This window comes from Bacillus cereus group sp. BfR-BA-01382 (assembly GCF_022663475.1).
Classification (GTDB): Bacteria; Bacillota; Bacilli; order Bacillales; family Bacillaceae_G; genus Bacillus_A; species Bacillus_A thuringiensis_S.
Genome location: NZ_JAKUFQ010000005.1, coordinates 96,142 through 112,771 on the forward strand (window position 1 = coordinate 96,142; position 16,630 = coordinate 112,771).

Here is a 16,630-nt window from a genome sequence, read left to right on the forward strand (position 1 = left end):
CTTTCTTGTTGTTAAGCCCATGCATAAGCGATTGCTGTTAAGGTTGCTAAATCTGTTGGTAGATTAATACGAATTTTAAACAGCTTACCAGATTGTGCTGAGACATCTATTACATCCCCTGATTGAAAGGCATTCCAAGTACTTCCGTTATCTAAAGAATATTGGAATGTACATTCTTGATGATCTGCCGCTATGACAAGTGTTTTGCGATATGTAGGTAACTCTTCTGTATCCGTCTCTATCATACCAGTTCCACGATATAATTTATCTTCTGAATTATAGAGATAATGCTGTGAAATGCTTGCTGTAAATTGTTTTTCAGTTTCTGTATAAGCTAATATCTTAGAATTACTCGGGAGTGCTTTCCATTGTTCCTCTGTAATGCTATTTAATGAAAACATACCATGGTCTTTAAACATTTCGTATGTGACTGGTTCTGTGCCTACATCTTCCCATGTGCTATTAATTTTTTTGATTATATTTTCAGATTGAATGAGAAACATTTGGATATTAGGTATTTTCACGTCATTATATAATCCGACTGGATCATTTGATACATCTGCGAATTTAGAATCAATATTATTAATCTTGAACCCTGTTATTCCAAGTTCAGTAAATCTAACTTGGCCACTTCCTGACCCAATGCTAATTCCCCCGTTATCTTTAAAGTAATAGCGAATACCATTACAAAATATCCAACAGTCAATAGGACCATAAATCATTCTAACTTTGTCCTCATTGTTGTTTTCTACTCGCTTCCATTGATTTGTTTCTATATCACGGTATTCGACATAGGTAATAAAATCCTCCTTCCCAAGACCCTCATCAGGCAATCCATATGGTTTAATTTTTGTAATAAGAACAGGAAAATCAAACACAATTCCCATCCAAGCAGAAGTGGTTCCTCTTTCAAACCAAAAAGAAGCATCAGAATTACTTTTGTTCCCATCATTTAATGAAGATGGATTATAACTACTGCTTGTACTCCAAGGTGGTGATGATTTTGCTATGCCTATTGTTTGCAAGTTATCATCAGATATTTCCTTGTCATTAAAATCAATACGTGGCATTTATTTCACCTCTATTTTCTTTATATTTGTTATCGATGCAAGATTTAATTCAGATACCTTACCTGAGCCTAATTCTACTGTATTAGAAAACGCAACTTCTTGCTTTGTTTCTCCCGCACCTGAAGAAGCAATAATTTTCATACTATCAGATTCACATGTATCTATTACCATGTCATGCATTTTATATTTCTCTGATTTAAGTAATGCATTACTTTTAAAGTTGAGTTTCGCCATATTAATTGCATTGATTCGTTCTAGCTCTTTTAAACGTCCTTCAACCGTTAAGCTATTTGTTTCAATTTTGATGCTATGTAATTTTGGTGAGTTGCTTACAACTGGCACCGTCTCATATGCTAATTTATCAATTAATAATGTGTCTGTAACTGCATGTAAGTCTAAATAATATGCTAATCGTAACTTCATTCCAGATAAAAAAGGCTTCCATGCTTCCTGTCTAACGTTATTAAATGTAGCAATATCCATCCCTTTTGACTTTACATCATCTAGGTCGTTTATATCAACAGGATGCCAAGATACACCATTAAATGCTTTCCATGTTGTTCCACTGTCATTAGATGCAATAATCTTGAGGACACTTTCATTTTGTACAGTTCCCGTTAATGTAAAGGATTTAATAGGCTTCTCAAATATCATATCTGTTTCTTGCATAATCAATTGTCGCTTTGGTATAGCAGTTACATTTACAGACGCACTATTAATACTTGTATCTTTTGTGAGCACTAGTATTTTAATATTGTCTGATTCTAATTGATTCCATGCTGATTCAGGAATTACACTCAAATCTGTCATACCATGTTGCTTAAATTCATCTACTGTAGGCATATTCATTCCTCCTTATATGGTTTGCCATGTATTATTTTTATATGTTTTTATTATATCACCATCTTGAATAAGTAATAATTGTTTTCGCACAGTAAAGGCAGCACTCTCCTGATATGCAGATGCAACCGTATTATTATCTACTGCTCTTACTCTTATTTTCGCATTTGTAATATTTAATCCATCGGGAAGTGTATATTCTACTGATACATCTGTTATCTTTGATGCAACCGACACCCAAGAAGAACCGTTGTAGAAATCTACATCGTATGTAATTGCATCCCCCTCCGGATCCGTAGATGCATCCCATGATACTGTAATGGTTTCACCTGTTAGGTATACACTATTTGTGCTTGCTGTTATCTTTAGATTAGTTGGTACTGTTGGCGACATACTTCCTAATTCAACAAGTTGAATTGTTACATATCCATGTCCGGTATTTCCTATTCTTCCATATGTATTTTCCCCAGATACATAAGAGCCACCACCGCCACCTCCATATCTATCGTTGTAACCACATGCACCACCGGAGTAACCACCGCCACCGCCACCAGAATAGTGACCATTACCACCGCCACCACCAAATCCACCGTCAGCACCTTTTGCATAAGTTACAGCATATCCACCAGCTCCACCGAGCGCAAAGCTTCTTCCTCCCTGTGCATAGGTGTTTGAGCCATTAGGTGTATCCCAACTTACAACTTTTTGTGTTGCATATTCAATAGATTGTCCGTCACTATAAAAGCCACCACCTGCTCCAGCTGGATACGTACTAGAAGGAATAGATTTACCACCTTGTCCCGATGAACCTCCATATGGAGTGGAAGAACTGGTAGATGATGTTCCGGTTGGTCCTGTACTTGCATTTGTTCCGTATGCTCTTGAAGCATTTTCAGCTGATGATCCACCGCCACCACCACCGACAATTAGAGGGATAGCCGAAGAAAGTGTATCTCCTTTGGCAACAAAACTACCACCACCGCCACCACCTCCATTAGTATAAGCTCCTCCTTGCTGTCCAACTAGGACATGAATAACATCCCCTTTTCTTAATTCTACAGTACCATACACAATTGCTCCGCTACCTGGTGAGGCTGTATAGCTTGTTCCCTTCCCCCCTTGTGCACCTGCTGCTGTAATTTTATATTTTCCGTTCATAGGGACTATCCACTTCATAATTGTCCCTGAACGACCAGTAGACGTTGGATTGAAATGAAGAGTGTCATTTAATGTTAGTGCTTCTGGGTAATTAGTAACACCAGAATATGTGTTATTAACAATATGTGTTGCCATGTAATTTCCTCCTTTTTTAAATAAACTCCCAGTTTCCGTTTTTATAAGATTTATTTATGTCTCCATCTTTAATTACATACAATTGCTTTGCTACTATAAATACATTACTTAGCACATATTCAGATGCACCATTTTCACTGTCAGTTGCACGAATCCGTAGTTGTGCTTTGTCTGTTGTAACTGACGGAAGGATACAATCGTATTTTGTAGCTGTAATCTTTGTTGCAATACTTACCCATGCAGAGCCATTATAGAAATCTATTTCATATGTAATAGGATTTCCTTCTGGATCAGTTGATGCAGTCCACCCTAACGGTATTATCTCATTGGATAGATTCATACTATTAGAGATTGGTTGCTTTGTAAGTGATGGCTTTGTTGGTGGCTCATTTGCAGAGCCGATAAATGTAATTTCTACTTTCCCATGACCTCTATTATATCCCGATACAGTTGATTGATTGTTTCCTTTATTAAAAGAACCGCCACCACCTGCAGCATACTCAGACGCATTTCCGCCACCGCCACCACCCGTGTATCCACCACCACCACCGCCAGCAGAAAATCCGCCACCACCTCCGCCTCCGTATCCACCATAATCAATGGCATTATAACCATTGCCCCCAATTCCTCCATTAATAAAAGCCTTTCCTCCATATCCATAGCTACTTCTATTTCCATCACCATAGAATCCACTACCACCCGATCCACCTGTAACGCTTCCGCCATTCCCTCCATACCCTTCTTTGATAAATCCAGCTCCTGAAGAATCCCCTACAGAAGATGTTCCAGGTCTAGCTTCAGCAATATAATTTTGATATTTATTAAATCCACCACCGCCACCGGCTATAATAAGAGGGGCATTTTGTGAATCTGCTAAAAATGTTCCACCACCACCACCACCTACTGTTCCATATTTAGAATTTGTATATGCCCCTCCCATTTGCCCAATTAATATTTTTATTACTTGCCCCTTTTTTAGATTAAAGTTACCTTGTACTTTTGCCCCTTTTCCACCACTATTTCCACCTTCTGCTCCATAAGCCTCTATTTTATACTCTCCATCATTTTGAACAGTCCATGATATTATATCTCCTGAGGGTCCAGTTCTAGTATTACTAATCAGCAATACATCCCCACGCTGTAAGCTTGCTGGAAATGCTACTACTGGACTACCAGGTTGATTTACTGTATAAGTTGCCATAGTATCTTCTCCTTTCTAAATAATTTTCCATATACCATTCTTATATGTTTTTACATTATTTCCGTCTCGCACTAATGCAAGTTGAGCGGCGACTGTAAACACATTACTCATTGTGTATGGAGATGCATCATTTTCATTATCAAATGCTCGAACTCTAAATTGTGCATTACTTGTATTACAAATTGGAAGTATACAGTCATATGTTGAACCTGTAATTTTCGTTGCAATGCTTACCCATGTAGAACCATTATAAAATTCAATTTCATATGTGATAGCATCTTCTTCGAGATCAGTAGATATGCTCCATTCTAATGATATAGATTTGCCTGGAAGATTTATGCTATTAGAATCTGGCTGTTTTATAAATATTGTTGTAATCGCATTTGGTTTATTATGGTCCGTTCCAAGTATCTTAATTGGCGTAGGTGTGGTTCGAGCGGTGGCATAAAAATTTTCAGCACTAGATTCTGATGCCACTTTTAATATAGAAGGCTGATCTGTTGTTGTATAAAAAATCGCATTTAATCCAACTGCTCCTGTTTTATTTGACCAGTATTTATCTACATTTGATGCAACCAAAGACATATTAGATGGCTGACCACAATATAAATCACCTGATTTTGTGATATATGTAAGGAATAAGTCTGCTCCAGTTTTTATAGATAACACATTTGATGCAACTTTTAATTTACCGTTTCCTTCTGCGTATAAATTGTCATACATGTCAATGTAGGCATACATATGTCCAATACCAGAGTAACTTCCTAATGCAATAATATCTTTTACCTTCCCAATTACTTTTGAATTATAACATCCAGTTCCGCCTAATGTTCTATAGGTATATTGAGAACCGGAAGCTGTCGCATATTTTGCATCACTTGCAATTTGAGTTTTTGAAATAGTACTTGCAGTATAAGAACAATTACAACGCCATAATGTATTATCACGTTTTACATAATACAGATATCCTTTATTAGAGCCGTAAGCCTGTTTTACATCTGTATCTACAAGAACTGGTTCTTGCTTATCTCGCCATAAATATAAATTATTTGTAAAGTCTATATATCCATCGACACTATTATATGAATCATATCCATTTGTAATAATAGGGTATTTCACTTTTACTGGAATCTTCGTCCATACACCTACTGGAAAACTGTGGCCTAAGCGATTTGTTGCTGATGCGATTACATACATATCATTTTTGTTATCAACATATCCAAAAAAGTTAGACATAGCACTTCCTCCTTTCATAAAGAAAGACGACCATTCAAAGAATGAATCGCCTATACTACTTCTATTTTTGCAATGGACTTATACTTTGTTCGGTCAACTGGTATTTCAAATAACACTCCATCTGTGTAATTATCATTCTTAATGCCATCTATTTTATAAACAGCACTCACCTGTACATTGGTATTAATAGACGAGACAAATTCATTTAATGCCAATTTGGTTTCTGGGTTCGCCTGGTCAAACTCAAACACCTTTTTTTCCCCCATTTGTGTACCACCATCAAGGATTACCCGAAACTTTAAGAATCTTTTTTGCGGAAGATTGCTGGGATCAAAGAAAGCATATGAACCAAATGTAATGCCATCATCAGAAGCACTCACTTCTATTCTTATATAAGCTAAGTTATCATTATATGAACTTCCTAGCTTTTTAATTGGTGTTGGTGGAGTTGGAGGTACCCCACTAAACTTTGCTGCTTTTAATACAGTGGGATTATCAATAGTCGTATAAAAAATACCATATATAGTTCCGCCGTAAGTTATGTTATCCCAATAGTCCATAACGTTTCTTGCAATTAACTCTGTGTCCTTGTATAAGTCATTGGAAACTGTTAGATATATAGATCCACTTCCTAATTTTCTAACTGACTTTACACCATACGAAATTCTACTAAAATTAGAGGTTGGTGATGTACTCCCATATAAAGTTCCAATAGTATCAATATACATATATCTTCCGCTGCCGCCATTTGAACCAGCTACAGCAACATCTTGCACGGCTCCTATATCAACAAATCCTGCATTTGGACTTGAACCCCAACTTGTATATGTTGAGAAATACCCTCGTCCATCTAACGATTTATATGCAATTTGATTATTTGCCGATACAGCATAATCCACATTTGATGCTATCTGTCTTCTATAAGGCCCACTTGTATCTACTATCCAAAGAGTATTGTCATTTTTAACATAGACTAATTTGCTTTCTTCAGATGAATCCGCCTGTTTTACATTTGTATCAATCAGGATTGGCGTTTTACTTGCTCTCCAAATGTATAAATTATTATACATATCAATATATCCATCACAGGCATTGTTATAATCCTCATTACTAATAACGGCGCTCTTTACATTTGAAGCAGCTTTTGTCCATTGGTTCTGTGGAAATGTATGCGAAGTATCACTGGAGGAATTACCAGCAATTACATACATATCATTGTTTACATCTACATACCCAAAGAAAAAAGACATATGATTACCCCTTCCTTATTTAATTTTCATTTCGATGTTTGTTATTTTTTGCATACCGCTTCCTAAGTCTACTACTTCAGACTCCCATACTCCTGATCCTACAAATGCTTGTGGTCCGATTTGGCGAAGTTGAATGCTACCGTCTTTGAACTCTGCATCATTAAACTGACCTTTATTTAAATCTACTTCATATACCTCTTTTACTTGTAGGTTTGATGCTTGCGCTTCTATCCAATCTAACCTTTCATCAACAGAGTTAAATCGACCTTCCGCTCCCTCTCCTACCACCATCTCATTGAGCTGCTTAATATCCTGAAAAACTTTACTTGCTTTACTGAAAGAAATAATCTCCATCTTATTCCCTCCTATAGTACAATCACTGTAATAGATGTACCAACAGATTCATTTTTACTTGTATCTACTGCTTTAAGTGTAAATGTATGTTCTCCATTTGAAATGCCATTCAATACAATGGATGCACGTTTTGTGGTATCTAGTGGCGTCTTAATATTATCGATATAAACATTAATCTTATCTAAGTCAGCATCTGTAGGGTTCACCCACTCCAGATTTACAACTCCTTGAGATGGAGAGCTGCCAACTAACCCTTTTATATCTGCAGGTGCCGTTACGTCTACCTCTGTTCTAGTTTTAATACCTGTGATATTGCCTTTAGTATCATAAGAATACGTTTTTGTTACAGTAACTTTTTGACCTTTATTATTTGCAAATGTTTGAACTGATTTACTTAATTCACCTACCGCTAAATCTCGGTAAGCATACTCTACTATCATTTCTTTATCGCCTGTTGTAGTATGACGTATAATGTTTCCATATTGCTCATCATACTCGAATTTTTCATCATAATCCCCAGATTCTGTGGTGCCTTTCAAGATTGCTGATTCTAAATCTCGTTTTATATTCTCAATACGCTGTATTGTTAATATACCACCATTCTCATAACCTTGAATCAAGTCGTCAACAACAGCTCTTGTATTTGTATCAAACAAATCACTATTAATATGTGTAAAGCGTCCATAAACTGTATCATAGGTACCCATCAACTTAATAATGTCATCAATAATTTCGATTAAACTATCTTCTAAATCATACTTCTGTATCTTCGTTAAACTTCTATTCATAATCGTTTCTCCTCATTTTTTTACTTATTTTTGTGATAACATATAATCAAGGCGTTTAAATCTCGTTCTAAATAACCTTTATGTTTTGAGGTATAATTTGTTCATCCTCCAAAAGCTTATGATTTGTTAAGAGCACTGCCTCATTATTTAAATGCAGCATTAATATTTCAAAATCAACTATTTTATCATTAATATTCATAATCTCTTGCACTAAGTCATTGTAAATAAAGCCTTGTCCCATCTCGAATTTGCCGAAATGTTCTTGAAGTTTATTTTGTGTTTCAAAAGATATATATGACTTTTGCTGTGCGCTCGTTGATTCATGAAATGCTAACTGCACCGTTATATCAATTGGGATTTCAATTGGTGTAATGATATTAGGACGACTTCCAAAAGCTTTTATCTTTGATATTTGTTCCCCTACATTATGAAGCACTTCTTCTTTCTCGTATCCATACTCGGGTATCACAATAAAACTAAAACTTCCCGTTCCATGAGTATACTCTTTACCAATTACATCTCTTACGCCATTCACTGTTAAGCAAGCTAATCTAAGTGCTGTATGGTTTGCGGTAGCTGATGCAGGAACGATTTGTATTAATTCTGCACGATACATATCATCATCTATTAACTTTTCTGTTAATATACCATCAGATCCACGAACTTGATGCATTCTTCGTTTATAACTAAACAGTCCACCAATTAAATCTAAATGCTCATTCGTTGCTTTGCTAATAAATCCTTGATTTAATACTTCTTGTGCAAAATCATATAACGATATTCTTTTAGGATCATCTCCTGAACCAATTTCAGGAGCAATTGCTTCTGTAATAGAACGGGCAATACTTCCTGCTGAGAAATTTGTAATAGGCGTATTCTCAGATATAGAAACACAAGCATCTCTTATAATTTCTTGCGCACTACGTTTTAATAACATCATGAAAACCTCCTATAATTCTAGTGGCTGTTTAACAACTACTTTCCCTTTTTTATCTGTACTTAATATAGCAAAGAACTCTATTGCTTCTATGCTAGTAGGAACAGCTCTAACATCTATATCTGCAATCTGAAATCGCCCATCGGCTGTTAATGTTTGATAAATTTGTTCCACACCTCTCAAGCCTGTTTCTCTAGTGTTTGGCTCTCCTTCTAGCAATTCTAAATCAGCACCTAGCCACTTATGAGATCGCCATTCTCCTTTTTGGGAATGCATGCGATTCGTAATGTCTTGTCTAGCAGATTCATATTGCTCTGTAAGTGCAAAATCACCTGATTCATTAACCATGTAATCCCCTTCGATTTCATTCTTAGTATCATAAAAACGAATATCAGATTCATTATAATTCCTCATCTCTAATTCCCGCTTTCAATTTTATTGTTTAGCTGCAATAAATCGTGTACGTCTTTTAGTTCATCTTTTATATACGAACTTACTTTCATGTCAGTATGCTTTTGAAGGTTTTGTGTAAAAACGTGCACACTTGGAGCAAACACCATAAGCGCCTGCTTCTTTCTACTAAAACGAAATCCCAATCCATAATCCGCATATCCTTCTAAATCCCCATTTTCTCTAGCTAATATGCCAGCACCACTAATAGAATTAATTACGCCCACATCATTCTCTTTCGCTTCAGTTGCTGTTTCTGTGAGAAAATCAATATCTTCTGTTACTCTTAGATCTAGATCCGTTAGCTTTTGTTTCCAGCTCATAGTAACCCTCCACCTGGTAATAGTTCCTCAAAGAAACCAGCAACACGTATGCTTAAATTATTCCAAAATAGTTCTATTTGGTCTGGTTCTCTATAATAGGCTGTAGCTATTGGCATACTAGGATCACCATTAATAAACTGAATCCATACTCGGTCATTCTTTGTAAACCCTTTATCAATAACCCCCTGTGAATAAACAAAACAAGGGACGGCATATAATTTTTGAATTTTATTTCCTTGTAAAACGTCTACATCAACTGTGTGTTGCTCCCATACTTCTATCTTTTCCCCTTTATGTCTACCGCACCTACAAACACCACCTGCCTTTTTGGTACCTGTATTAGGATGATAATCAACAACTTTTCCAATAAGACCATAAGAGCGTCGTTCTGACGCTCTATCTGCTCCTTCATTTTGCAAATCTTTTCTTACTTGGCTTGCTTCTATACCCACAAACAACTCCTCCTTTTATTTTCTGCACAATGGATATGAACAATGCAAGTGATTCCAATGCCCTTTAGGATCATATTGCATTGCACCGTCTCCGTATTTACTATTCATTTCTTGAATAATATCCCAATCACCAAACACTAAACCTCTAAAGCCAGCTTTCAAACAACACTCTACAAGCTTTCTAGCCTTTTCTTTATCAGTTCCATTTGGGAATCTCATTTTCCCATTAATAACTCTCATTGTATTTGGAGTATCAATGTCAGCAGCCCAACCAGTACCGTGCCACTGATTATCACCTGGTCGCCATCCACTCGTAATATTAAAACTATCTCCTGTGGCAGCCTTGTATAATTTAGCAACTTCTATGAGCAACTCACCTGTTGCTTTTCGAACTTTACTTGTACCGCCACCTCCTACAATTGTTAAACCAAAATTACGTCCAGATAAATTATGTAAATCAATGATATCTGGAGCGCCACCACTTCCTAAGTGATATTTACTTTTCCCTTCTCTCCCTGTTGCAATTGGACATGAACTTGCACCACCAGAACCTTCGCCAACTGCTCCGCCACCTTTACATGCACCAGCAGGCAAATTACCATCATAGTAACGTAAAACTCGTTCTACATATTTAGAATCACCGTATCCTGGTGGAATCCTTGAAATTCTACCTACTTTTTTAACCATAGATTCTGAAAAACTATAGGCTAATTCATATGTGTATTTTCCACCTCTGTTCATACAGTAATCAATAAATCCACCGCCGAAGTTATAGGATTGCAATACTAGTTTGATATCACCTTTTGCTCTTGCAAGTTGGTTCTTGAAGTGCGTTACACCTTGCTTAATACTAGCATCTACATCTTTAATATACCCAATTGGTTTTCCCATCGATTCTGAGGATTGCATCACATCAGGGAGTTTGTGATAATTACCGCCTGACTCCTGCATAGTTAAAGATTTTAATATCTCTGCATATGATCCGATTCCTTGTGCTTTTGCTTCAGCTTCAATCTTAGGACCAATTACATCAAAGTATTTTGAAAGACCTTTCGCTTTACCATCTGTCGGTACATCACCCTCAGGAACACAAGTACCATCATCTTTGCTTCCAAAGAAGGATGTAACTTTATCCCACAGATCTTTAAACCAACCGGTTATTTTGTTTTTAATTTTATTCTTCCATTCTTCCCAAGATGTTTCTTCTTTTTCATATGTTGCTTTTGTATCCCTTTTTCCTAACAATTCTAATCTCTTATTAATTTGTTCTAAAGCTGCTTTGCGATCTTTATCATAAAGTTCAAACAGTTTTTCTGAAGTCGATACTTGTTTTTTAAATGTATTATAAAAGTTACTCGCTAATTTAGTTAGATCAATAGGTTGTTCTGTAGGTGTATCCGACTTTATCCCCATTTGCTCTTGAAGATTATCATTTCTAAATTGCCAAGCATCCACACCAATAAATCCTAGAAGGAATGCAGAAACATCATTTGTTATAATTTTTTGCACAAAATCAGGTGCATCCCCTATGACAGAACCCTTATGTCCATTTATACCTGCTGTATATTCAAATCCGCTTTTTTGTAATGGAGATATTAAACATGCCTGTCTCATAAATAACCATCGTTCAATAAATTCTCCAATTGTTGATGTAAGGATATGAACTCCTAAAGCTTCTATGGCTAGTCCTAGCCAACCAATTGGCCCTGCCGTTATGTGCGCACCTGTCCAAAGAGACGTTACAACACCACGCCCACCTTTTAATACCTTACCTATGGATTTAGAACCTTTTGCAATTAGAGCACTTCCTTTAGCTTTCATCTTTACATTTTTAAAACTGTTATAGCCAAACTCTCTAGAATTCTGGAATATATTCTTTAAGTTGTTTGTGCCTTCTTCTCCTGTTAGCTTAGCAAGTTGTTCAAGTAATCCATTCTTGGACCATCTCGCAATATCTTTGGAAGATATACCACCTTTTCTCAATTCATCAGCGGCAGCTATCTCTTTGCCATTTGGTGCCTTACCACCAGTTACCTTATCCTGAAACTTTTGACCTAGCTTGCTCGTATCAAATCGCTCTTTCATCTTGTCGAATCGATTTTTTGTAGAAGACCATAAAGCATTCATAATTGGTAAATGTCCTGCGTATTTAGAAGTTCTTAATTTTTTACGTAACGTATGGGTAATTAATGCGCTACCTGCTAATGCTTGGACACTTGCAAGTAACGTCATGGCACGGCGGTCTGTATTAACAACTACAACATCCGGTTTGATTAAAGTAACATACCCTTGTTCATGATTCATAATTTGTGTTACTTCCTTTACCTCTGCAGGACCTGAAATAGAATTATGCTCATCATTAATCCACATTTGATCAAATGGCTTTACAGATGGATCTCCCATAACCGTTAAATAGCCATCATACATATCTTTTACATAATCCCTTAAACCTGCTGCTGTTATTTTTACAGCAACTCCTTCATCGTAATACCACTTAGGCAATTTATTTAGTAAGCCACCAATCAGAGGGATATTTTGTATCATGCGAACCCCTTGCGCATTCATTGTCGTATCAATGTTTACAACTCTTTGTTTTTCAGGCCAAATATTTGTGTCAACAAACACTGGGGAGGTTGTATCCATCTCCCCTTCATTCATGTATAAACCAACAGCTACTGTATACATGTTATCTTCAGTAGTCTCTATTGAATTATCAATAATACTTGTTGCACTATCGTAAACATGGAATTGTCTAAATGGCTTCAAAGCAGTACCTTTAACTTCTTCACCATCCACAACATAATCATAATGCAACGGAAAATATGGCTTTCCAGAAAATATAGTATTCCTAAAACCAAAGGGATGAACCGCAACTATGTGATCATCACCAACAGCCGCACATATATTTAATACATCCCAGACGGTCTTATCAAATAATCCAATATTAATACCAGGTTCATCTGCTTGCCCAATACCAAATGCATCCTTAATTTTATTCCACCAGCCATCATGCTCTTCGTTTGTTAGCCCCGTGGTTTGGTAGATATTCATATTAATTTCTCCAACAGTTCGGCTATCCTTACCAAATGTTACTCCACCAATAAATCCTCCAGCAACACCGCCAATAGCTGCTCCCATTGGTCCACCAATTAGAAATCCTCCAGATGCCCCTAATGCTGCTCCTCCAAAGAATCCTCCAAGCTCACCCCATCCTTGTGGAGCTTGCTGATGTCCAAAATGCATTATGCCTAAACTATGTTCTTGGAATTCATCATTAGATAAGCCAGCCCAAAGATTAGAAAAAAAGCCTCTTGAATCAGTCAATAATTCATCTACAATTTCTGTTGGTTCTTGCTTAGAAAATAAAAATCCACCCTCTGTAGTTTCATTCACATCTGCTCTAATTTTATTTGTTAGTTCAATTCCATCGTCCTGCGCAATCACTGTAAGAGAAATCCCATTATTTTGAATAGATGTTATTGTTCCATTCATGATTGTTGGCATACTCATAGGGTTTGAACCATATCCCATTCTGAAATGAATACGTGTGCCAGTACGCAGCATAATACTCTTATAATAGTTTGCGTTCCTATGTCGTGAACGCTCTGCTTCTTTAGCCACCGCACCAGGCATTGTTAGCATTTTAAAGACTTCACACCAACTTGTATTTGTTAAATCCATACCTTTTTCAGCGTCATCCAATGTTCCATAGATATTACACATCTCTATCGCCAATGTACTAGAAGCTTCTTTTCTGCTATTAGTATAAGTAATATCCATAACAGCTTGATAATTAAAGAATTGATCGGACATTTTAACAGTCCCCATATATTTTCCTTCATCAATAAATGTCAGAAAAAATGTAGGGAATGCTCTGACTAATCTTCCACGCATATCATATTTCACCATGTCATGTAACATACCTGTATGTATTCGGTTATCGTCTTTGAAATCACTTTCTTTCATGTTTTGTTCTTGTTTTTTTCCGTTTGGACCTGTGGTTTTAAAATCTTTCACAGGTAAATCTTTTGTTTTTTCTTTGATGGTTTGATCAGACCATTCTGGATTATAAGAAGATGAATTCAACACTTTATTAATAATGTCGATAACTTCTCTAGGTGGTTGTTTATTATCTTTTAATAAATCTACATATTCTCGATCATAACCAAGATATAGCATAACCACCCCAGCAAAGCGTACCTTTTGTTGCTCCCAACCATTATTGGTATTCAATCCAAAACAAGCATATACATTTTCTTCGTGATACATTTTTTTATCACTCGTATTTGATTTAGCAAGCATTTGGTTTAGTTCCGTGTAATATTGAGACATCTTACGTACACCTTGTTCAACATTATATTCAATATTTTTACCAAGTAAATTTACATTAGAACCATACATTTTTCTGACTTTCATTATCCCAATGTATTCTCCATCTATAGATCCATCGTTATTTACATAGTATTTAAAGTTTTTATTCATCATAGTAGGAGAACTTGTTTTACTATTTACTACTTTATCCTGCCTTGTATTTGTTCCTACATCATAGAATTGTTTTAATTCAGAATCTAGAGCCTTAGCAAATGCAACTGTAAAGTTTTGATTAATATGAAACTGTTGTGATTTTTCTCTAATAAGAGCTTCTGCTTGAGCCACAGAAAGGTTATTTTTATCAATAAGCTCTTCTGGGATAGCACTATAACTAACTTTATTTTTACCTACTGCATCCTCATAGTCTTTTCTACTATTCTTTAATTCTTCAGATGTAATATCATTTATATTCTCAATATTACCACCGTTGATATTTGCTTCTCCGCCTTTACCATCCCTCAATACTGTTTGATAATTTTGTTGTGCTACATTAACCAAATCCTCAAAGAATAACGTCCCTTTTTTGTACCTAATAAAAAAGTCAGGATCTACAAATACACCATTATTATAGTTTTCTACTTTAAAACCAGCTTCCTCAACTTCGCCATAAGTAGGGAGTTCTAAGTCAGGATATACTTCAGCCGCTGCAAAGAACTTTTGTATGGATTCCTCATAAATGGCTTGTTTTTTTGCATCCGCTTGAACATTAGAACCTCCTAAGAATGATCTTAATCCCACCCATGCTTCTTTCGCTGCCGGTCTATCCGCAAAAAATTGAGCCCATCTATTTAATGGATTATCACCTATTCCGTCTTCAAACATTGTAGCTGGATTTAAGCTTGTTAAAAGACTCAAGACTCCTTGATTCTCAAATTTATCAATATCCCATTTAGCAGTCTCTGATAACCATTTAACCTCATTCATCTTTTTTTCTGCTCGATTGTATGCAATCATTGTTAAAGTGACTTCAAACATCCCTGGCATTCCTGGCACAGTATTTGTTTGCATATCTTCAATAGTTACATTTTTTACTCCAAATAATCTTGCAAGCTGATTATCAAAATCTAGAAATCCATTCGCCATCTCTTTATGATAGGTACGAATTAAATAAGAAGTTCTTCTCATTAGCCCTTCTAAGCTTGCAATAGACTCCATATCATGAGTAGTAAACTTTCCCGTGATTACTGTATCCTGAGATCCCATATACTGATGCGTAGGAGATTCATCATGTTGTAGTTGAACAGAAGTAATGGTGTTTTCAAATCCTATAGACAAATCAGTTAATGTTAAGTTAGGTAAATCCCACTCTTCGTAACCTACGTCATGTTCAAACATTGCCTTTTCATAAAATGCATCAATATCTTTATTGAATTGTTTCTCTAGTTTTCCTGTATCCAGATAATCTTCTTGCTTCTCTTCAATATAACTCTTAATCAGTTTTTTCTTCTCATTATTCCATTTGTTCATCTTAACTAAATCATCTTCAGCGGCTATTCTAAATTTAAAATCATTATCTAATTCTTTATATAAAGGTTCATAATAAGAACGAAAAGATTTCGCATTTTGAGGATTTAAATTTCTTTGATAATGCCATCTAAACAGTGGCCAATCAAACATCTCATCATATGTTCTATCCTCATCATCTGAAATATATGAATAAGGCTCAAATGAATATAATTGTATTTGAGCTTGTAAAGTTTGTGGAAATCCCGGTGTTGTTTGAACCGTTATTCCAGAAACAGTAACCGCATCAATCTTATGAATATCATTTAAATATGTATTTTCTATTGGTAAAAACGGACATTTTTTTACTTGAGATAATAAAGGTCTAAGTTCTTCATTCATATGATCTTTATCAGGGAAAAACAGGGTGATTTCAATCACCCTGTCAAAGTGCCCCGATTCTTTAGGTAAACTATTTCTAGCACGCAGAATTTTTACACGTTCATTTTTCATTTGACGGTGTATACTAATCGCGGTAGGTGGTACAAAAAACGCTGTATCTCCTATGCGTAAATGATGTTCAAGCAAGCTCCCATAAGGAGTTCTCTGAGTAACTGGCATA

The 16,630-nt window shown here is 35.9% G+C and carries 13 protein-coding genes; all 13 read right to left on the reverse strand.

Annotated features, from left to right (window positions below; all coding sequences use genetic code 11):
• Positions 1–11 precede the first annotated feature (11 nt).
• Entirely contained in the window at positions 12–1,070 is a 1,059-nt protein-coding gene (locus tag MR160_RS03875) for a hypothetical protein (RefSeq protein ID WP_098900378.1), read from the reverse strand.
• Entirely contained in the window at positions 1,071–1,913 is an 843-nt protein-coding gene (locus MR160_RS03880; protein ID WP_242297069.1) for a hypothetical protein, read from the reverse strand.
• A gap of 12 nt (positions 1,914–1,925) precedes the next feature.
• Entirely contained in the window at positions 1,926–3,203 is a 1,278-nt protein-coding gene (locus tag MR160_RS03885; protein ID WP_242297070.1) for a fibronectin type III domain-containing protein, read from the reverse strand.
• Positions 3,204–3,219: 16 nt separating this feature from the next.
• Complete coding sequence (locus tag MR160_RS03890) at positions 3,220–4,404, reverse strand: glycine-rich protein (protein ID WP_242297071.1); 1,185 nt, start codon at positions 4,402–4,404, stop codon at positions 3,220–3,222.
• A 15-nt stretch (positions 4,405–4,419) separates the two neighbouring features.
• Positions 4,420–5,640, reverse strand: coding sequence for a hypothetical protein (locus tag MR160_RS03895; protein ID WP_000064434.1), 1,221 nt, complete (start codon positions 5,638–5,640; stop codon positions 4,420–4,422).
• 50 nt (positions 5,641–5,690) lie between these two features.
• Positions 5,691–6,890 (reverse strand): hypothetical protein, encoded by a 1,200-nt coding sequence (locus MR160_RS03900; RefSeq protein ID WP_000007493.1) that lies wholly within the window; start codon positions 6,888–6,890, stop codon positions 5,691–5,693.
• Between the two features lie 15 nt (positions 6,891–6,905).
• Positions 6,906–7,244, reverse strand: coding sequence for a hypothetical protein (locus MR160_RS03905; protein WP_000402864.1), 339 nt, complete (start codon positions 7,242–7,244; stop codon positions 6,906–6,908).
• A gap of 11 nt (positions 7,245–7,255) precedes the next feature.
• The gene (locus MR160_RS03910) at positions 7,256–8,032 is read right to left on the reverse strand and encodes a hypothetical protein (protein WP_012614833.1); all 777 of its coding nucleotides are present in this window, start codon (positions 8,030–8,032) and stop codon (positions 7,256–7,258) included.
• Between the two features lie 67 nt (positions 8,033–8,099).
• Positions 8,100–8,972: a baseplate J/gp47 family protein gene (locus MR160_RS03915; protein WP_242297072.1), complete on the reverse strand. Its 873-nt coding sequence runs from the start codon at positions 8,970–8,972 to the stop codon at positions 8,100–8,102.
• Between the two features lie 9 nt (positions 8,973–8,981).
• Complete coding sequence (locus MR160_RS03920; RefSeq protein ID WP_001246993.1) at positions 8,982–9,383, reverse strand: hypothetical protein; 402 nt, start codon at positions 9,381–9,383, stop codon at positions 8,982–8,984.
• A 2-nt stretch (positions 9,384–9,385) separates the two neighbouring features.
• Positions 9,386–9,742: a hypothetical protein gene (locus tag MR160_RS03925; protein WP_000118578.1), complete on the reverse strand. Its 357-nt coding sequence runs from the start codon at positions 9,740–9,742 to the stop codon at positions 9,386–9,388.
• Positions 9,739–10,194: a hypothetical protein gene (locus MR160_RS03930; RefSeq protein WP_000510552.1), complete on the reverse strand. Its 456-nt coding sequence runs from the start codon at positions 10,192–10,194 to the stop codon at positions 9,739–9,741. Before MR160_RS03930 ends, MR160_RS03925 begins: the two co-directional genes overlap by 4 nt.
• A gap of 15 nt (positions 10,195–10,209) precedes the next feature.
• Positions 10,210–16,629 carry a lysozyme family protein gene (locus tag MR160_RS03935; protein WP_242297073.1) on the reverse strand — a complete coding sequence of 2,140 codons (6,420 nt, stop codon included), beginning with the start codon at positions 16,627–16,629 and terminating at the stop codon, positions 10,210–10,212.
• Position 16,630 lies beyond the last annotated feature (1 nt).